Genomic DNA, 17,411 nt, shown 5'->3' with positions numbered 1-17,411 from the left:
AAATCACTATTGATTGATTACTTCTTTCTTAATTTTCATTACTGGTGGCAGACTATCTATTTTAACGGTTGCACTGTCTGTTACAGGAGCGGTTTCTATAGGTTTTACCGGCGGTGAATATCGTTTTATTTTCTGCTGAACCAAAACAGCATCATTCAGAACAAAAGGTGTTGGCATCATCCAGTTGCTTCTTGGTTTGATATTGAACAACGGATTGGTCATTAAATCGAAAGAGCTTTCAATCATATCCATATCAAAAACAGATGATTTATTGATGATGAATTCCATTACAAGAGGTTCGTTTCCTACCACATAGTAGCATAAGATTTTGCTGTCCTTTCTCTCCAAAAGGTTTCCTTTTTCTACGGAAGCCGAAACGCCATTGGCTTTAAAATTGTAAAAAGACATTTTTGGATTGGCATAAATATCGTAACGGTTGACTTTACGGTTTGGTGTAATTTTTATTTTAAGATATCTTTTGCTTCCTATTACACTGTCTCTTACAAAGGAAATAGTTGGCTTTGGAACTTCTATTTTAGGAGCAACAGCACTGTAAGTAAAAGGGGTGTTGTATTTGCTGGCTATTGGAAGACCGTTCAAACCAACTGCTTTCTGATTTATATTCCCAAGATATGATTTGGTCCAGTCGTCGAGGTTAGTATCATAAGTAGTCCATACAGCAGAATTTTTGTCGGCATTATAAACGTATAATAAACTGTTTGATTTTGCTTTTCCAGGTTCATAATCTGAATTTACACCCGCATATACAAAAAAGCTGATCGACAGGATGAAGAAAAGCATGGTCCAGATTCCCTTTCTTACAAAAGATCCAAATACAGGAAGCAGTAATCCGAAAAGTAAAACAGTTAGTACGGCACTTCCGTAAAGGATTTTTAAACCTAAACCAATTGGAAACATCACAATAAACGGTGCCACAATTGCCAGAGCCGGAATACTGAATAATAAATTCAAACCAACGCTGTAATGATGAGTGAAGACAAAAATTCCCAATAAAAGAACTCCAAAATACACCGGGATAATCAGGAAGCCTGCTCCCGTTAATTGATTGGCTAAAACAATATTGATGATAATCCATAACAATAACGGCGCTACGAAATGATTCATCGTAATTTTTTCTTCAGAAAAATGATGGTAAAAAGCAAAACAAATCGCAATACTAAGTGTTACAAATGCCCCAATGTACGCGTGCCCATTGTAGGTAAAGCCATTTAGTAAATCAGAATACTGCGGATAAATCTGCAGAATGATTTTCCATCCCAAAAAGGTTACAAGACCGGCAATGATGATGGAACCTAACAAAGGAACAAATCCTTTAAAAATTTCCCTGAAAGAAATGAGATGTTTTACTTTTCCAACGAAAATAAAGAAAACAAGCAGTCCTAAAGCAATAACGCTCATTGGGAAAACCCATGAAAAAGGATAATTTATAAAGAATCCGAATGGAACATTAAAATAAACATTGTCTTCTGTTGTGTGAGTAGAGTTTAAATCAATATTAGAAAAGTATTTTAAAAGTGGCATCAAATAAGATCCCTGGTGTGTTAATGTGGTTTTGTTTAAATGCTGAATATCGTCTTGCTGCGTGTGGTAATTGTAATGGCCATCGATGAAAGCAAAATTGAAACCCTGAATATTTCCCTGTTCCCTAAAAACGGTTAAATCGGTGTCATTTGGAAGCATTTTGTAAATGCTGTACATCAGGGAGTTTGAAACAGGATACTTTGTTTTGGCATTCGAAAATTCTTTTACAAGTCCTTCGTTTCCTTTGTTGGTTTCCATCAGCATGTAGCTTGGGCCAGAAGAGCCTCTTGCTTCAAAATTTAAGACAAGTCCAACATCTTTTGCCCATGGGTGTTTATTGACGAATAGGGCTGCGCCATTTAAACCTAATTCTTCAGCATCAGAAAAAAGGATAATGATGTCGTTTTTATGTTTTTCGTTAGCGTATAAAAAGGCTCGAACACCTTCAAGTATTGTAGCAACTCCCGAAGCATCATCACTCGCTCCTTTAGAAAAAGAGTGCGGTGCGCTGTCATAATGCGAAAGCAACAATAAGGCTTTTGAACTATCAGTTCCTTTTATACGCGCCAGAATATTTTTGGATTTTACCAAAAGACCTTTGTCGTTCAGGGTAAAACCTTCCTGAACCGAGGTTTCGAGACCAATTCTGTTTAATTCCAGTTTAAGGTAATTGGCAACTAGTTCATGATTGGTTGAGCCAACAAAATGGGGCTTTTGGGCTATAATCTGAACCTGATTTAGTGCTCGTTCAGTTGAGAATTCAGCAAGCGCTTCTTCATCTTTAGAGATATACTGGGGCATCATTGAGGCATAAATGATGACCAGAATTCCTAAGACTCCTAAGAAAGCCAGAATTGAAGTAGGATTTTTTTTCATATTGTGGTATTAAATTTCTTTTTTTACGAGCATAAAATAATCATTGTCCAAAGACCGATATCCCTGATCGTATAGAAAATAGTAGGTATTACCTGTTTTGGTCTGCAAGATATTGGTAAAGAAATCAAAATCAAAACCTTTATTGAGCATTTTTTCCCTGGTTGCCTTAGATTTTCCTTCTGTGTTTAATTCAGACAAAATTCGGTAATTTTTACGGAGTTTATTATTCACATTCCGCATAAAGTTGGTACTATCCTTGTTTATTTTATTATTGTAAGCATTGCGGCAGCTGTCTGAGCAGAATTTTTTGTCTTCCCGGCCTACAATTTTCTCAGCGCACTCGAGGCATGTTTTCATAGATCTGTCTTAATTTGAATAGGCAATTTGGTTTTTATTTTAAGCGAATGAATGTTTTGTATTTGTTGTCAGGGCTATGACGAAGTATTTTGTCTTACCAGGTTGTAGTATCATCGTAATCAGGTTTATCTAAATATTCAATAACAAAATCACTCATTTTAGGTTTTAATTCTTTATACAGTTCATCATAAACTGGTGCTTTGTATTTATGAATCGCCTTAAAAACATATTCTTCATTAGCTTTAAAATATGAAGTATCAGGATAATTTTTTTTGTCTAATAATTTTTTTAACAGTAATAAACTTTTATTGTTTTGGTATTTTGCAATTGCACGGCAATAATATTTTAAATCTTCATAAGAAAATTGTTTTCTCTTTGTTATTACTGAATTAAAATACTTATCAAGTACTGAAAAATAAATCTCAACCGGATTTTCTTCAATTGCTTTAAAAATCCAATCCTCACAAGGGTTTTCCAGTTTATTAAAAATGCTTTTTAAAAATGCTAAATCTTGTTTTTTCTTAAATTTAGATAATGCATAACAAGTACCTATCTGATCTCCACATCTGTCCGTTTTTAATTTTGATCTTTGTTTTATTATCGAATAATATTTTTCATTAGCTTCTATATCTACAATCATCCAATTTGAAACATCTAAATAAGGATGTTTCAATAATACACTATCTACTAAAATCCTTTTTTGAACCTTAGTAAGTTTTCTACTGTCTTCAGCCTTTCTAATTAGTAAGTCTGAAACCATAAAATCATCGGCAGCATCTTCGTAATACCACCACGTAATTTTCGTTGTATCACTTAAATGACATAAAAGAATTTTAAAATAATCTTTATCATTTTTGTTAACCAATGTTCTGTACGCTATGACCCTTAACACAGGATCTTCACATTTAAGAAGTTTTAACAACTCTTCTTTTGTACAATTTTTAGTTATATAATTTCGTGCAATTGTATCACGTGATGGCAGTTGTTTTTCTGATGCCAGCTTTTTAAGATGAATTTGTAGTTCAGGCCTAAAATCCGAAATCGAATTCGGATAAGGATCTCTTCCACAACTGAATAATACTAAAACTATAAAAAGAAGCATTATTTTTTTCATAATTTGTCTGTTGGTTTATATAAAGTAAATTTCATTACTGATTTAATTTTTTTATTTCATACAAATCGTTTCTTCTATCTTTCAGTGTATGGACACTTCCATGCTCATGCAATTCTTTGAGTAAATTCAGATCTACATCTACAATCAATGTCATTTCTGTATTTGGAGTCGCTTCGGCTTTGATACCGTTGCTCGGAAAAGCAAAATCCGAAGGGGTAAAAACAGCAGCCTGTGCATATTGGATGTCCATATTATTTACTTTCGGAAGATTCCCTACACAGCCTGCAATCGCCACATAACATTCATTTTCAATGGCACGTGCCTGCGAACAATGTTTTACACGGGTGTAACCATTTTGTGTATCGGTCAAAAAAGGAACAAAAAGGATATTCATGCCTTCATCTGCCAGTAATCTTGGAAGTTCCGGGAATTCGACATCATAACAGATCAGGATTCCGATTTTACCACAATCGGTGTCAAAGGTTTTAAATTGGGATCCTCCTTTCATTCCCCAGTGCACCACTTCATTTGGGGTAATGTGAATTTTGGTATACATTTCAGAAGTCCCGTCCCTTTTGCACAAAAAGCCGACGTTATACAAATTGCCATTTTCTAAATAGGGCATACTACCGGTAATGATATTGATGTTGTATGAAATAGCCAATTCCTGAAAACGCTTTCTGATCGGGTCAGAATAGCGGGCGAGCTCCCTAATAGCTTCTGCTTCTGATAAATGATTGTAATCTGCCATTAGTGGCGCAATAAAAAGTTCCGGAAAAAGAGCAAAATCGCTTCCATATCCTGAAACCACATCGATAAAAAATTCTGACTGTTCGAAAAATTCTTCCAGATTATTCAATTGACGCATCTGCCATTGTACAAGACCCAGACGAATGACGCTTTTTTCGAGGTTAATTAGTTTTGGACTTTCATCATAATAGACATTGTTCCATTCAAGAAGTACAGCAAATTCTTTTGATTCTTCGTCTCCTTCCAGATAATTTTTCATAATACGCAAAACGTGAAAATCATTGCTCAGCTGAAATGAAAGCACCGGATCGTGTAATTCTTTGTGTCTTACTTTATCAATATAATTTTTTGGCGTCATTTTTTTTGAATGCTGGGCATAATTCGGAATCCTTCCGGCAAAGACAATAGCTTTGAGATTCAATTGCTCGCACAATTCTTTTCGGGCATCGTACAAACGTCTGCCCAATCGTAATCCTCGGAAATTAGGATGAATAAAAACATCAATACCGTATAAAATTTCCCCATCTGGATTATGGGTAGAAAAGGTATAATCTCCAACAATCTGCCTGTAATTGTGCCTTTTGTCTACTAATTTTTCATCAACAATAAGGGATAATGCAGAGCCAACCACTTTGCCATCTACTAAAATTACCAGTTGGCCTTCTGGAAATATAGAAAGCAATCTTTCAATATCATTTGCTCTCCAATAAGAATTGGCCATATCCGGATAAGATTCGACCATAGAGTTTTTGAGTTCTTTATAATCTTCAAATTTTAAATTTCGTAATTCTACTTTGTTGATTTTTGTCTGCATGTATGTTTGGTTTTGCTCTGTTTTCAATTTAGAAATTGAAGTATAAAAACTGAATTTATTATTAAAACTGACTAAATATTAGGAACTGCCATATGTTATTTCCTGATCTCTATAAATAAAATAGAAAAGTAATGAAGCGTTGGTTAAGCAAAGAATCAAGCCATATCTGATTTCTGTCAAAAATGGAAACGATAAAGCTAATGCGATTAAAGATGTTATAATTATAAAAAGATTTATAAGGCAAAAGAATATCAGGTTATAATGTTTTCGTAAAACGCAAATAAATATGGTTATATTAAGAAACATAATTGCTGTAAAACCTGAGAAAACCGGTTCAAAAGACATTGCTAAATCATAGCCACTCAATGAAAAATCTTTTTTGGTTTTTTGAAACGCAATCTCCTTTTCCTGATTCGTTTTAGCAGCCGAATAAGATTTTATAAATCGGGAACTTTTAATATTTTCATCTGAACACATTTGAAAAAAAGGCAAAAAGAAAATTAGCAAGCTCATAGTTGCTAAAAATCTAATGATGGATTTTCTCTTGTTTTCTAACTGCATTTAATGTTCTAAATAGTATATTTCTCTCAAATATACTAAATTAATTTCCATTTACAAACGGTTACAAACAGTTACAACCGAAAGTAAATAGTTCATAACCGACTAATTTTTGAGACTCGCCACATCTTTGCATCGTTGAATTTGACGAACGATTCAATTTATATAAACCTTTAAAAAATAGTATACGCCATGAAAAACAAAGTACAATTAATCGGTAACGTAGGTAATGACCCTGAAATCAAAACATTAGACAGCGGAAGAAAATTAGCGCATTTAAGTATTGCTACCAATGAGAAATACACTAATGATAAAGGTGAAAAAGTGGAGCAAACCGAATGGCATCGTGTTACTGCCTGGGGCAAAACGGCCGAAATTATCGAAAAATATGTAGTAAAAGGAAAAGAAGTCGCCGTTGAAGGAAAACTGACACACAGAAGCTATGACGATAAAAACGGAGAGAAACGTTACGTTACAGAAATTGTGGTAAACGAAATTTTACTGCTCAGCAAATAAGATTTCAATTGTTGGTTAAACCCGACAGGCTTTAAAAAACCTGTCGGGTTTTATTTTGAAAACAAATTTTATAATATCGAATCGCCATTTATATCAGTTGTCAGTACCTCGCTCATATAATCAAAAAATGGTCTCATGTTTTTGAATGTGTCTAAAGCCTGTTTTAAGAAAAGCGCGTTCAAGACTTCTTCATCTGTAAAACGTTTGATTACCAAAAATTGTTTGAAACGGAGGAGGTCAATTGCGGGATGATCTACATCAAAGCCTGCTGGTTTTGTTTTGAGTTGCTCTCCTTGTAAAGTTCCAAAATTACTGATGAAAGATTTTGAATTTAAAATTTTCCGAAACGTTTCCGGATCCTGGGCAAATTCAGTTCTAATCCTCTTTAGATCTGCCGCATTAGGTCCCCAAAAACCACCTGCAAAAAAGCTGTTTCCTTTTTCAAGATGAAAATAATAACCGCCTCGTCTTGCTGCTGTTGCACGTGTATAGCTGCCTCCCCAAAATGTTTTAAAAGGTGTTTTGTCTTTAGAAAAACGAATATCACGATAAATTCGGTACACACTTTTTTTACCAGATTTGGTTTCCAGGATATCAGTTTTAGAAAGTTCCTGTAATAAAGCATCTGCAAAAGCTTCAATATGGCTTAATTCAGTTAGATATTCCTGTTTATGTGCTTCAAACCAGGGTTTGTTATTGTTTTCTTTGAGCAGCTGTAAAAAATCAAGAGCAGATTGTGGAATTATGATTTGGTTTTTCATATAAATTTTAATGTCTTTTAAAATCAGAAAGGAACCGCAATTTAAACTAAAAAACCCACCAAAGAATCTGGTGGGTTTCATATGTATTGTTAAGCAGTCTTTTTTAATAAATCAAACATAGGACAGCGTGAGCAGCGTTTCTTTTCACTTTTTTTATATTTCTCACAGCAAGAAGATTTACAGTTTTCAATCTTCTTAAATTTATCAAGGATAGCTGCGTTTTTCTTTTTATCCTTTTTCTTATCCTTGTCTTTTTCTTTCTTGCTCAATTTTCCTCTGTATTAAAAAACAGTGACAAATATAAACAGAAAATATTATTTTTATATATTCTAAATAAACTTTAACGTTTTTATTTTGGGTTAATAGCAATTGAACTTGTAACAGTTAACTGCTGAATATCACGGTCAAACAAGTAAAGCCCACCCTTATCTTCACCAATTAAGTTGATTTTGTCCAAAATAGATTTAGCTGTAGCTTCTTCCTCGATTTGTTCAGAAACATACCATTGTAAGAAATTGTGAGTAGCATAATCTTTCTCTTCAAAAGTGATGTGTACCAATTCGTTAATCGATTGTGAAACAAAAAGTTCGTGATTGTAAAGCTCCTCAAACATTTCTTTAAATGTAGAATAGGAAATTCTAGGTGCTTTTAGATCAGTAACCTGAGCGTGTCCGCCACGTTCGTTAACATACTTTACCAGTTTAAGCATATGTGCACGTTCTTCATCAGACTGGGTGTACATAAACTGGGCGATTCCTTCTAATCCGTGTACTTCGGCCCAACAAGCCATTGAGAGGTACGTTTGTGAAGATTCTGCTTCTATGCGAATTTGTTTGTTTAAAGCCGTTTCAATATTTTTTGATAGCATAATGTGTGTCTTTTTTTGTAAAATTAACGAAAAAAATTCAAACCATTTTTGTTACTGAAAAACATAAGACCATTTCGGTTAATTCTTAGAAAATTTTAAGTTCTCAAATTGGTAAGGTTTTGAAAGAGAGGCTCTATTGATGATTGGATTTCTTTCTTCATAATAAAATCCGTCTGTAAATTTCCGCATGATGTATTGTTTTGAAGCCACATCGTAATAGCCTAAAATGTAATACTCTTTTAGTTTAATAATATTTTGCAGCGAAATATTTTTATTGGTACTTAAATAATAAAAAACATTATCAATAGCCAAAGGTTCTGATTGTTTGCTGTTTACAAATTCTAAATCCTGATTAAGCATCGCGTCAAAATAGGCCATTTTACTTTGGTACTCGGAATAACCGCCATATCCATTATCAAAAAAATCTGCCAATAAGTTGCTCTGTATATAATCGTAACCTGAAATCTGATATTCTGCAAATCCGCCAAAAGAGACGGAGGTGTTTTTATGGTTTTTAAAAACGGTTATTCCTGCGTTTAGTGTAGAAAGCTGTTTTAAAAATTTCTCGGTCGTTTTTATTTGTTGAGGCTTTTTATCGTTTATCTGTAGAAAGAAAGGCGAATTTTTAAAACGGATTGAGTCTTTTTTTGAAACAGAGATACTTTTTAACGTTTTTTCTGAATCAAAATCTTTGATGTTGAATAAAAATTCCTCTTTAGAAGTTTTGATTTGAAGGATTTTATTTTCGTAAATGAAAGAATTAGAGGATCTGGATTCCTTGTCAGATAAGGGCTGAATAAAGTTTTTCTCGGTAATATTTGTGGTGGTCAGGTCAAGATCTAAAACCTGGGTCTTTTTCAGGCTGTAATCAAAACTCAAAAAGAGATGACCCTCTGAGATATACATTTTGGTTTTATGAACTGTTTTGTCTAAAGTATTAAAACTATCAGGATCCATTTTTTCAATAGGATAATATCGGATAACGGTATTAAAAGCCAAATTTTGTCCTTTATCATTCTGAAACAGTATTCCGGATAAATCGAACATTTTCACTTCAGCTTTTCCGTTATTAAACTCATAAAGTAGCAGACGCTGTTGATTTGTTTCCTTACACAGTATATAAAACATATTGTTTTTTTGGAAAGTGGTTATAATGTATTCAGTAGTTGTAGGCAAATCAAAATTTAAAGCCCTTGAAGTTTTGGTTTCAGGAAAATATTTAATGATTCTGATGTTTCTTAAATTATCGGTTGCCCAGTAAAGCAGTGGATTTCCGTCATCGCTGATACTATGTCCTATTAAAGATCTGTTTTCTGCCATTTTTATAGAATCAGTAAATTGATACTTTAAGAACAGCGATTTATTGTATTTTAAGATATTGATGAATTTATCATCGGATGCAAAAACATAAATATCATTGGTTTTTACATCTTCAGTATTCAGGACCTGACCATTTTCTAAAGGTCTGTTTAAATTTAAGGCAAAAGAATTTAATACCGTCTGACTTAGCATGACAGTATTATAAAAGACACACAAAAGAAATAGCAGTTTTTTCATATGTTTTTGCTTTCAAAAATCATTCCAAATATTTGTTTATCAGTTTGTTCCTAATGGTTCATCAATTCCTGAAAAAGATCAACAAACTGACCTACGTGCAAGCCATCCATTAATCCGTGGTGGACATGTACAGACATTCCCATGGTTTTTTTTCCGGTTTCTGAAATCATCATTTTTCCAAAAGAAATTTTAGGGCAGCTGTCCGGATAAGAATAACTTCGTGCGTGCGAAATCGAAGTAAAATTTAACCATGGAATTGCCGAAAAGTGAATCAAATTATCATCATCAAACGATCTTGTAAAAAGTCCCGTGGTATTTTGGATCCGATCAATTTCTGCATGAGCATTCTTTTCAAAAATCTTAAAATCAGGATTATATTCAATTAATGAAAACCCGAAAGTATCATCTTTACGGCCAATAGTAGCCGATGCATCTACACGATCATTAATGTAAATCTGATTTTCAGCAATTCGGTATTTAAAATTTTCAATCGAATTTACCGCTACCAAGGTTTTATGCAGGTAAAAGATAAAAAAAGAAGTTTTTAGGTTTTTAGCGGTTTGATAAGCTTTTGTACAATTAATTTCGACAGTAATGCCAAAAAAGGGTTCTTCCATTTTACTGAAATGTTCAAAATGCTCTTTTCTATTCCAGTTTTCTAAATCTAAAAGGGTTTTCATTATACTAAATTAGGAACAACTTCTGTTATTTTTTCAAATGAGCTAAAATGCTCGTGTTCTACTTTATGATTGATTTTCTCATGCTCCCATGTGGTATGAAACGGAATATGAACGGCATATCCGCCAATTCCTAAAACCGGCAATACATCTGATTTTAAAGAATTTCCAATCATCAAAAATTCATGTGCCTGAATGTCCAGACGCCCTAGCAATTTTTGATAATCAATTTCCTGTTTGTCTGACATTACTTCGATATGGTGAAAATAATGCCCAAGACCTGAACGGTGTAATTTACTGTGCTGGTCTTTTAAATCGCCTTTTGTAGCTACGACCAGTTTGTATTTTCCGTGCAAAGCCTGTAATGTTTCTTCGATTCCGTCTAAAAGTTCGATAGGTTTTTCCAGCAGTTCTTTTCCGTATTGGATGATTTTTTCAATGACTTCAACCGGGATGGTATTGTTAGAAATTTTCATAGCTGCTTCAATCATAGATAAAATATACCCTTTGATTCCGTAGCCGTACAAAGGCAAGTTGTCTATTTCAATTTTAAATAACTCCTGCGAGATTCCCTGATGAGAAAGATAATCTTCCATCAGGGCGCAAAATTTATGTTCTGTTTCCTGGAAGTAAGATTCGTTAACAAACAAAGTATCATCGGCATCAAATGCGATTACTTTTAAATTGGGTATTTTATTTCTATGTAACATGGTATATTTTGTTTCAAGTTTGAAGTTTTCTTTGTTTCACGTTTCTGATAATAAAATCAAAATCTTCAATTTTTAAGAAAACAGTTTCTTTAATATAATTGTCTTATCGTAAAAAGTAATCCGGATTCCAAAAAGTAAAATGATTCCTCCTAAAACCATTTGTAAAGTTATTTTTTCTTCCAAAAACAACCAAGCTAATATTGAAGTAATTACTGCCTGACTTAACAAACTAAGCGAAACTCTTGTAGCACGCATATGCTGTGTTGCATAACTAACCGAAAGCCACGCACACAACTGGCAGATTACAGCCTGTAATACTAACACAAACCAGCCTGTATCTGAAAATCCAGTAAAAGGCTCATTTAAAGCATAACACAAAATTCCCAAATAAATACTCGAAGCAATTAAACTGATTGTCATGAAAGTTAAAACATCAATCTCAGAAAGTATATTTTTGCTGACCAGAAGATAAATTGAATATAAGATCCCGGATAAAACAGCAAACAGAAAAGCCTGATCGAAATTCAATTCCACGAAAAATTTAAAGCCAACCAAAGTCACCATTCCGAATAAAGAAACTACAGTTCCAATCCAAAAGTTGGTCGCAGGTTTTGATTTCAGAAACAAAAAAGAACCAACACCAACCCAGACCGGAGACAAATTTGTCAATAAAGATGCCTGAGTAGCACTCGAATCCTGAATGGAAATATTCCAAACTGCAACATCTGAGGCGAACAAAATTCCGCAAAGTGCTGCTAAAAGGGTGAATTTTAACGTTGGAAGTTTAAAGTTTTTACTTAAAAGCACATAAGGCAAAAGCAAAGTAACTGCAAAAAACATCCGGTAAAAAGCAGAGATTAATCCGGGCGTTAGTTTCAGTTTTACCAGTATCGGAAAAATAGAAATGCAGAGAATGCCGCAGATTAAAGCCAATCTTGGTTTTGTAAGTTTCATATTGTTTTATTAGTCGAAATGTAAAATTAGTATTTTGAAAGTGTTATCAGAAAAAAACTCCCGAGTTGCTAAATCGGGAGTTCTTTATTAATCTGCAAATTTTCTAAAGATGTATTCTTTTGTTTTATTATCGTAATATCCCAGATAGTAATCATCTAATTTGAATAAAATCTGTGATGAAATAGTGACGTTTTTATCAAAAAAACTACTGATTTTATCAGATGCCAATGGCAGTAATTTTCCTTTAATACGGTTTCCTGCACTATCAAACAATCCTTCGGTTTTAACTACTCTTCTGTTAGAACTGGATGTAAAATCTTCCATTGATGTACTAAATACGATATCTTCAGTAAGCCCAAATTCATTTATTGTAGTCAGGTCGGCTGATTGTTTTAACTCCGATACACCTCCAAAAGTAATAAATGTATTTTCACCAGTCTTATAACAGGAAAGACCCAAAGATAAACTGTTTGCTTTAAGAATAAACAGCGGACTGCTTGCCAAAGTTCTTTTGCCTCTTAAACTGCCGCCCTGCTCAAAAAATTCAGAATTTTTAAACCCAATTGGTTTCGTTGAATTGGCAAAATATTCTTTTAAAACGTTGTCCTCTAAATCTTTTATTGTGAAATAAATAATGCCTGATGAGGTTTTTAGCTGATATAATTTATTATCAAAATAAAAGGAATTTGAATTTAAAAATTTTCTATCGCCAACCAAATATTGCTTTTTTATCATCTTTTCGGTAGCAGTAAAACTTTGTAAGTCAATTAAAATCACCTGAGTAAAATCGATGTTGGTGTCAAGAGTGATTACAAGTTGCTTATCGTTCAAATAGCATTTTCTTTTTTTGGCAGCATCTATTAATGATGTTTGATTTTCAACATTGATATTTTGTAAAGAGAAAGGCGCCTCAAAAGGGAGTAAACTTTCGGAAAAAGCCGTATATAAATCTGATTTTTTATAGTCTAATGTGAAAAAATGAAAACCTTCTGTGGTAATCTTTTTTTCGGTATAATTGCCGTCGCTGTTAAAAACATAGAGTTTGAAGATATCACTGTCTTCTACAACTGTCAGGATGTAAAAGTTTTCGTCCTGACTGAATTTTTGTATAACTTTTTGGTTTTTTAAAACCAGTTTACATTCTTTGAGGAGACTTTCTCGACTATTAGGATTAAACACTTGGGAAAAAATGGTTTCATAATTATTAGATGACCAGAATAATCTTGTATTGCCATTACTGCTATTATAACCAATTATATTAGTGTATGTTTTAGGATTCGGTCTTTTATCCGTGATGCTGTCTGTAATTTGCATCTTTTCATTCAGGTAGATAGCTTTTATTTTTACTGAGTCCCTCACAAACAATGTAACTGCATTTTTTTTGGGATCAGCAATTTGAAAAACAGTACTACTTTTTTTCAATTCCAGAGGTATCGAATTTATAATTTCCTGTGCGAAAGCCGATATATTTATGAGAAGTAAAAAGCTTAAACAAATTGTTTTTTTCATGATTTGTTTTTTTTAGTTTATTAATTTGCGAATACTATATTTTTTTAGATATAATAAGTTCAGACCTTTAAAATGAAAAGCGTGAATCAATTATGTCTAACTGATTCACGCCATTTTATTTTATTTATAAAACTTTAGTTTACAGTCGATCCGTTTGGTGCATCAGCATCCGGATTTACAAATACCAGTTTTCCTTCGGCATTTGTTGTCATCAGGATCATTCCCTGACTTTCAACACCACGCAATGCTCTTGGAGCAAGGTTTGCTAATACCGAAACACGTTTTCCGATGATTTCTTCCGGAGAAAAACTCTCCGCAATTCCGGATACAATCGTACGAACATCGATTCCTGTATCTACTTTTAACACTAAAAGTTTATTGGCTTTTGGCATTTTTTCTGCTTCAAGAATAGTTCCGATACGGATATCCATTTTCGCAAAATCCTCAAACTGAATCAAATCTTTTTGAGCTTCAGGCTGTTTGCTTTCGGCAAGATTAGCGGTTTTTGTTGCTTCCAATTTATCTATTTGTTTTTGTATTTCTTCGTCTTCGATTTTAGCGAAAAGTAATTCCGCTTCTCCAATTTTATGACCTGCGGGAACTAAATCTGAGTTTTCAGAGATATCATTCCAACCTAATGTTTTATCCAAAATAAAATCAGTAGCACCAGGATGATTTTCTTTTAGGAATTTACTGAAACCTTCAAAATGCTCTTTTAGATCACTCAATTTCAGAATCCCTGAAAGTTTAGCTGCTGTAAAAGGCAAAAATGGTTCAGCCAAAACGCTCAGAGCAGCTGCAATCTGCAACGCAACATACATTTGAGTTTTTACACGCTCCGGATTGTCTTTCATTACTTTCCATGGCTCCTCATCAGCAAGATATTTGTTTCCTAAACGGGCCACATTCATCAATTCACCCAAAGCTTCACGGAATCTGTAACGCTCAACCGAACTTGAAATTACAGCCGGATATGCTTTTAATTCGGCTAAAGTTTGTTCGTCAACTTCTGAAAATTCGTTTGGTGTTGGAATAACTCCATCATAATATTTGTTGGTTAAAACCACAACACGATTAATGAAGTTTCCGAAAATGGCAACTAATTCGTTGTTATTTCTTGCCTGAAAATCTTTCCAGGTAAAGTCATTATCTTTTGTCTCAGGAGCGTTTGATGTTAAGGCATAACGCAAAACGTCTTGTTTTTCCGGAAATTCTTCTAGATATTCATGTAACCAAACCGCCCAGTTTTTAGAAGTCGAAAGTTTATTTCCTTCCAGATTCAAAAACTCATTTGCAGGAACATTATCTGGTAAAATATAGCTTCCTTCTGCTTTAAGCATTGCCGGAAAAATAATACAGTGAAAAACGATATTGTCTTTTCCGATAAAATGAACCAGTTTGGTGTCCTGGTCTTTCCAATACGGTTCCCAGTCTTTTCCTTCACGGGCAGCCCATTCTTTTGTAGAAGAAATGTAACCAATTGGCGCATCAAACCAAACATATAGTTTTTTTCCTTCGGCACCCTCAACCGGAACATCAATTCCCCAGTCAAGGTCACGTGTTACGGCGCGAGGCTCTAATCCGGCATCAATCCATGATTTTACTTGTCCGTACACGTTCGTTTTCCAGTCGTTTTTGTGACCTTCCAAAATCCATTCACGTAAGAAAGCATCATAACGATCCAAAGGTAAAAACCAGTGTTTCGTTGATTTCAAAACTGGAGTTTCTCCGGTAATGGTCGATTTCGGATTAATCAGATCGGTTGCATTCAAACTCGAACCGCATTTTTCGCACTGATCACCGTAAGCTTCCGGATTGTCACATTTCGGACAAGTACCAACTACAAACCGATCTGCCAAAAACTGATCTGCTTTTGCATCGTACAATTGTTCTGTAACTTCTTCAATAAAATCACCGTTATCATACAAAGTCCTAAAGAATTCCTGAGCCGTATCATGATGAATTTTAGCCGAAGTTCTGGAATAGTTATTAAATGATATTCCGAAATCAGCAAACGATTTTCTGATAATTCCGTCATATTTATCGATAACTTCCTGTGGTGTAACGCCTTCTTTTTTAGCTTTCATCGAAATGGCAACACCATGTTCATCACTTCCGCAAATAAATGCGACATCTTTTCCCTGCAGTCGAAGGTATCTCGAATAAATATCAGCAGGCACGTAAACCCCCGCCAAATGTCCAATATGGATTGGTCCGTTGGTGTAAGGCAATGCTGCTGTAATAGTATATCTTTTTGGATTCTGTATCATGATTCTATTTTATTGAGTGCAAAAATAAGCAATAGAATTATTATTTGAAGCTATTTCCCGCTATCCGTTGCAATCTTTTGCTTTTTAAAGGAAAAAGCAAAAGGATTTTCACTGCAAACGAAGTTCACTGAACTCCACTGAAAATATAAATTAAGTGAAGTAATCGGGGCTAAGAAATGATCTATTTAAAATAATTTTCAAACTCAGCAGGCATTTTGCTTATTGATTTAATTTTGATGTTTTTATAGTAAACTTCGCAGGCTTCACTTTGCAATTGTATCTTTCCTTCGGTTAGAGGCATGAATTTTTCACCATCAAAATAACGGGAATTTTGCAAAACCATGACTACTTTGCCGTTAATGATATGAAGACTTTTACCTTCAAAGCAAACCAATTCTATTTCTGTCCAGCCGTTATTAGGTGTCTCAGCTTTCATTTTTCGCATGCAAAACCCGGTATTTTCAGTATGTGTCCCAAACGGAAGAAATGGCTGGTCCTCATCGGCAACAGCATTCATTGATCCTTCCGGAAGATAGGCTTTGATATCAATTGCTGAGTTAGCGATGTTCCAGTAATCGCCAAAATGGCCTTCCATTATTTGGAATTCCTGTGATAACATCCAGGCACGCCAGTAATCTACGCCCGCTTTGCCCTGCGAATGATAAAGTACTCCGGCATCCTTCAGTTTTTCGGTTCTGGGCTCCCATTTTTTATTTCCAAATTTGACTTTCAGCTTCAGGCGATAGTCTTTGAAATCTTCTTTGGTAAAGACGCAGCCATAATATTCGCCTGAAACTTTAAGGACAGGTTCTTTGTTTTCCTGAATCACCGTAAACATATTGTTGACATTTTTATTATAGCCAACAGGTGGTATTTCGTTTCCATTAACATCAGTTGGGACTTTGCCGGAATATCCGTTTTTGTGTTTGTAACTTAGATACATTTCCCATTTGCTGAGGTTGTTGTCCAGTAAATTTATCCAGCCGTCTTCGAATGAGTCTGTTTTGTTGGTTACAGAGGTAAAGCTAAAGAGAAAGGCAAATGCTATTAGAATGGAGTATTTTTTCATAAATGGTTTGATAGTTTAGATAAAATGATTTCTCAAATCTACAAAATAATGTCTCAATGAAATTGTGTTATTCATTCAAAATCAGATCCATTTCTACAATTTATCCTAATCATCAGCAGTCCTAATCTATTGGAAATTGAAATACATATTTTAAATAGAACCAGTTTAAACTAACATTAGAAGTAAAATCTTCAAAATATATTTCGCAATCTTTGTCATCCAAAAAAACAGCAAAAACAAATTTTTATGAGCAAGACAAAACTTATCATCAATAAAAACGGATCAATCAAAATTGAAGGTGATTTTGAAATTATGGATCCGGAAGGAACTCTTTACGGACTTCAGGGAAGATCAGCATTAGGCCTTTGCCGTTGCGGATTATCAAATAACAAACCATTTTGCGATGGCGGGCACAGAAATAACTTCGAACATGATTCTGTAGCGTTTGATTTGCCTCCGATGAAAACGAATTAAGAATATTCATGTATAAAAAAAAGCGACATCTTAAA

At 34.1% G+C, this 17,411-nt stretch carries 17 protein-coding genes; 2 read left to right on the top strand and 15 right to left on the bottom strand.

The window, feature by feature from the left end; genetic code table 11:
* Positions 1 to 6: 6 nt before the first annotated feature.
* The 5 genes from P5P89_RS08565 to P5P89_RS08545 form a co-directional block, all read right to left on the bottom strand.
* Positions 7 to 2,418: a M20/M25/M40 family metallo-hydrolase gene (locus P5P89_RS08565; protein WP_278011551.1), complete on the bottom strand. Its 2,412-nt coding sequence runs from the start codon at positions 2,416 to 2,418 to the stop codon at positions 7 to 9.
* Between the two features lie 9 nt (positions 2,419 to 2,427).
* Positions 2,428 to 2,775: a hypothetical protein gene (locus P5P89_RS08560; protein ID WP_163396300.1), complete on the bottom strand. Its 348-nt coding sequence runs from the start codon at positions 2,773 to 2,775 to the stop codon at positions 2,428 to 2,430.
* A 94-nt stretch (positions 2,776 to 2,869) separates the two neighbouring features.
* Complete coding sequence (locus P5P89_RS08555; RefSeq protein WP_278011550.1) at positions 2,870 to 3,889, bottom strand: hypothetical protein; 1,020 nt, start codon at positions 3,887 to 3,889, stop codon at positions 2,870 to 2,872.
* Positions 3,890 to 3,923: 34 nt separating this feature from the next.
* Positions 3,924 to 5,453, bottom strand: coding sequence for a bifunctional GNAT family N-acetyltransferase/carbon-nitrogen hydrolase family protein (locus P5P89_RS08550; RefSeq protein ID WP_278011549.1), 1,530 nt, complete (start codon positions 5,451 to 5,453; stop codon positions 3,924 to 3,926).
* Positions 5,454 to 5,531: 78 nt separating this feature from the next.
* The gene (locus P5P89_RS08545; protein WP_278011548.1) at positions 5,532 to 5,966 is read right to left on the bottom strand and encodes a hypothetical protein; all 435 of its coding nucleotides are present in this window, start codon (positions 5,964 to 5,966) and stop codon (positions 5,532 to 5,534) included.
* 237 nt (positions 5,967 to 6,203) lie between these two features.
* On the opposite strand from P5P89_RS08545, the gene P5P89_RS08540 reads away from it, so the two are divergent.
* Positions 6,204 to 6,527, top strand: coding sequence for a single-stranded DNA-binding protein (locus P5P89_RS08540; RefSeq protein WP_269233935.1), 324 nt, complete (start codon positions 6,204 to 6,206; stop codon positions 6,525 to 6,527).
* A 68-nt stretch (positions 6,528 to 6,595) separates the two neighbouring features.
* Here P5P89_RS08540 and P5P89_RS08535 read toward each other — a convergent pair whose 3' ends face one another.
* The 10 genes from P5P89_RS08535 to P5P89_RS08490 all read right to left on the bottom strand — a co-directional run bounded on the left by P5P89_RS08535 (position 6,596) and on the right by P5P89_RS08490 (position 16,902).
* A complete protein-coding gene (locus P5P89_RS08535) occupies positions 6,596 to 7,288 on the bottom strand; it encodes a DUF2461 domain-containing protein (protein WP_278011547.1) in 693 nt (230 codons plus the stop codon).
* Positions 7,289 to 7,377: 89 nt separating this feature from the next.
* Entirely contained in the window at positions 7,378 to 7,557 is a 180-nt protein-coding gene (locus tag P5P89_RS08530) for a hypothetical protein (RefSeq protein WP_278011546.1), read from the bottom strand.
* 80 nt (positions 7,558 to 7,637) lie between these two features.
* Positions 7,638 to 8,156, bottom strand: a complete 519-nt coding sequence (locus tag P5P89_RS08525; protein WP_269233932.1) for a ferritin — start codon at positions 8,154 to 8,156, stop codon at positions 7,638 to 7,640.
* 78 nt (positions 8,157 to 8,234) lie between these two features.
* Positions 8,235 to 9,713, bottom strand: coding sequence for a hypothetical protein (locus P5P89_RS08520; RefSeq protein WP_278011545.1), 1,479 nt, complete (start codon positions 9,711 to 9,713; stop codon positions 8,235 to 8,237).
* 50 nt (positions 9,714 to 9,763) lie between these two features.
* Positions 9,764 to 10,393, bottom strand: coding sequence for a chloramphenicol acetyltransferase (locus P5P89_RS08515; protein ID WP_278011544.1), 630 nt, complete (start codon positions 10,391 to 10,393; stop codon positions 9,764 to 9,766).
* Entirely contained in the window at positions 10,393 to 11,100 is a 708-nt protein-coding gene (locus P5P89_RS08510; protein WP_278011543.1) for an HAD family hydrolase, read from the bottom strand. Before P5P89_RS08510 ends, P5P89_RS08515 begins: the two co-directional genes overlap by 1 nt.
* Before the next feature lie 72 nt (positions 11,101 to 11,172).
* Positions 11,173 to 12,054: a DMT family transporter gene (locus P5P89_RS08505; protein WP_278011542.1), complete on the bottom strand. Its 882-nt coding sequence runs from the start codon at positions 12,052 to 12,054 to the stop codon at positions 11,173 to 11,175.
* Positions 12,055 to 12,141: 87 nt separating this feature from the next.
* On the bottom strand, positions 12,142 to 13,563 hold the full coding sequence (locus P5P89_RS08500) for a hypothetical protein (RefSeq protein WP_278011541.1): 1,422 nt from the start codon (positions 13,561 to 13,563) through the stop codon (positions 12,142 to 12,144).
* A 134-nt stretch (positions 13,564 to 13,697) separates the two neighbouring features.
* Positions 13,698 to 15,833: a methionine--tRNA ligase gene (metG, locus tag P5P89_RS08495; RefSeq protein ID WP_278011540.1), complete on the bottom strand. Its 2,136-nt coding sequence runs from the start codon at positions 15,831 to 15,833 to the stop codon at positions 13,698 to 13,700.
* A 181-nt stretch (positions 15,834 to 16,014) separates the two neighbouring features.
* Positions 16,015 to 16,902 (bottom strand): 3-keto-disaccharide hydrolase, encoded by an 888-nt coding sequence (locus P5P89_RS08490; RefSeq protein WP_278011539.1) that lies wholly within the window; start codon positions 16,900 to 16,902, stop codon positions 16,015 to 16,017.
* A 246-nt stretch (positions 16,903 to 17,148) separates the two neighbouring features.
* Between P5P89_RS08490 and P5P89_RS08485 the strand changes: the two genes are divergently transcribed.
* The gene (locus P5P89_RS08485) at positions 17,149 to 17,376 is read left to right on the top strand and encodes a CDGSH iron-sulfur domain-containing protein (protein ID WP_073485872.1); all 228 of its coding nucleotides are present in this window, start codon (positions 17,149 to 17,151) and stop codon (positions 17,374 to 17,376) included.
* Positions 17,377 to 17,411: the final 35 nt, after the last annotated feature.

The organism is Flavobacterium gyeonganense, from assembly GCF_029625295.1.
Classification (GTDB): domain Bacteria; phylum Bacteroidota; class Bacteroidia; order Flavobacteriales; family Flavobacteriaceae; genus Flavobacterium; species Flavobacterium gyeonganense.
This window is presented reverse-complemented; position numbering and strand designations above follow the sequence as displayed.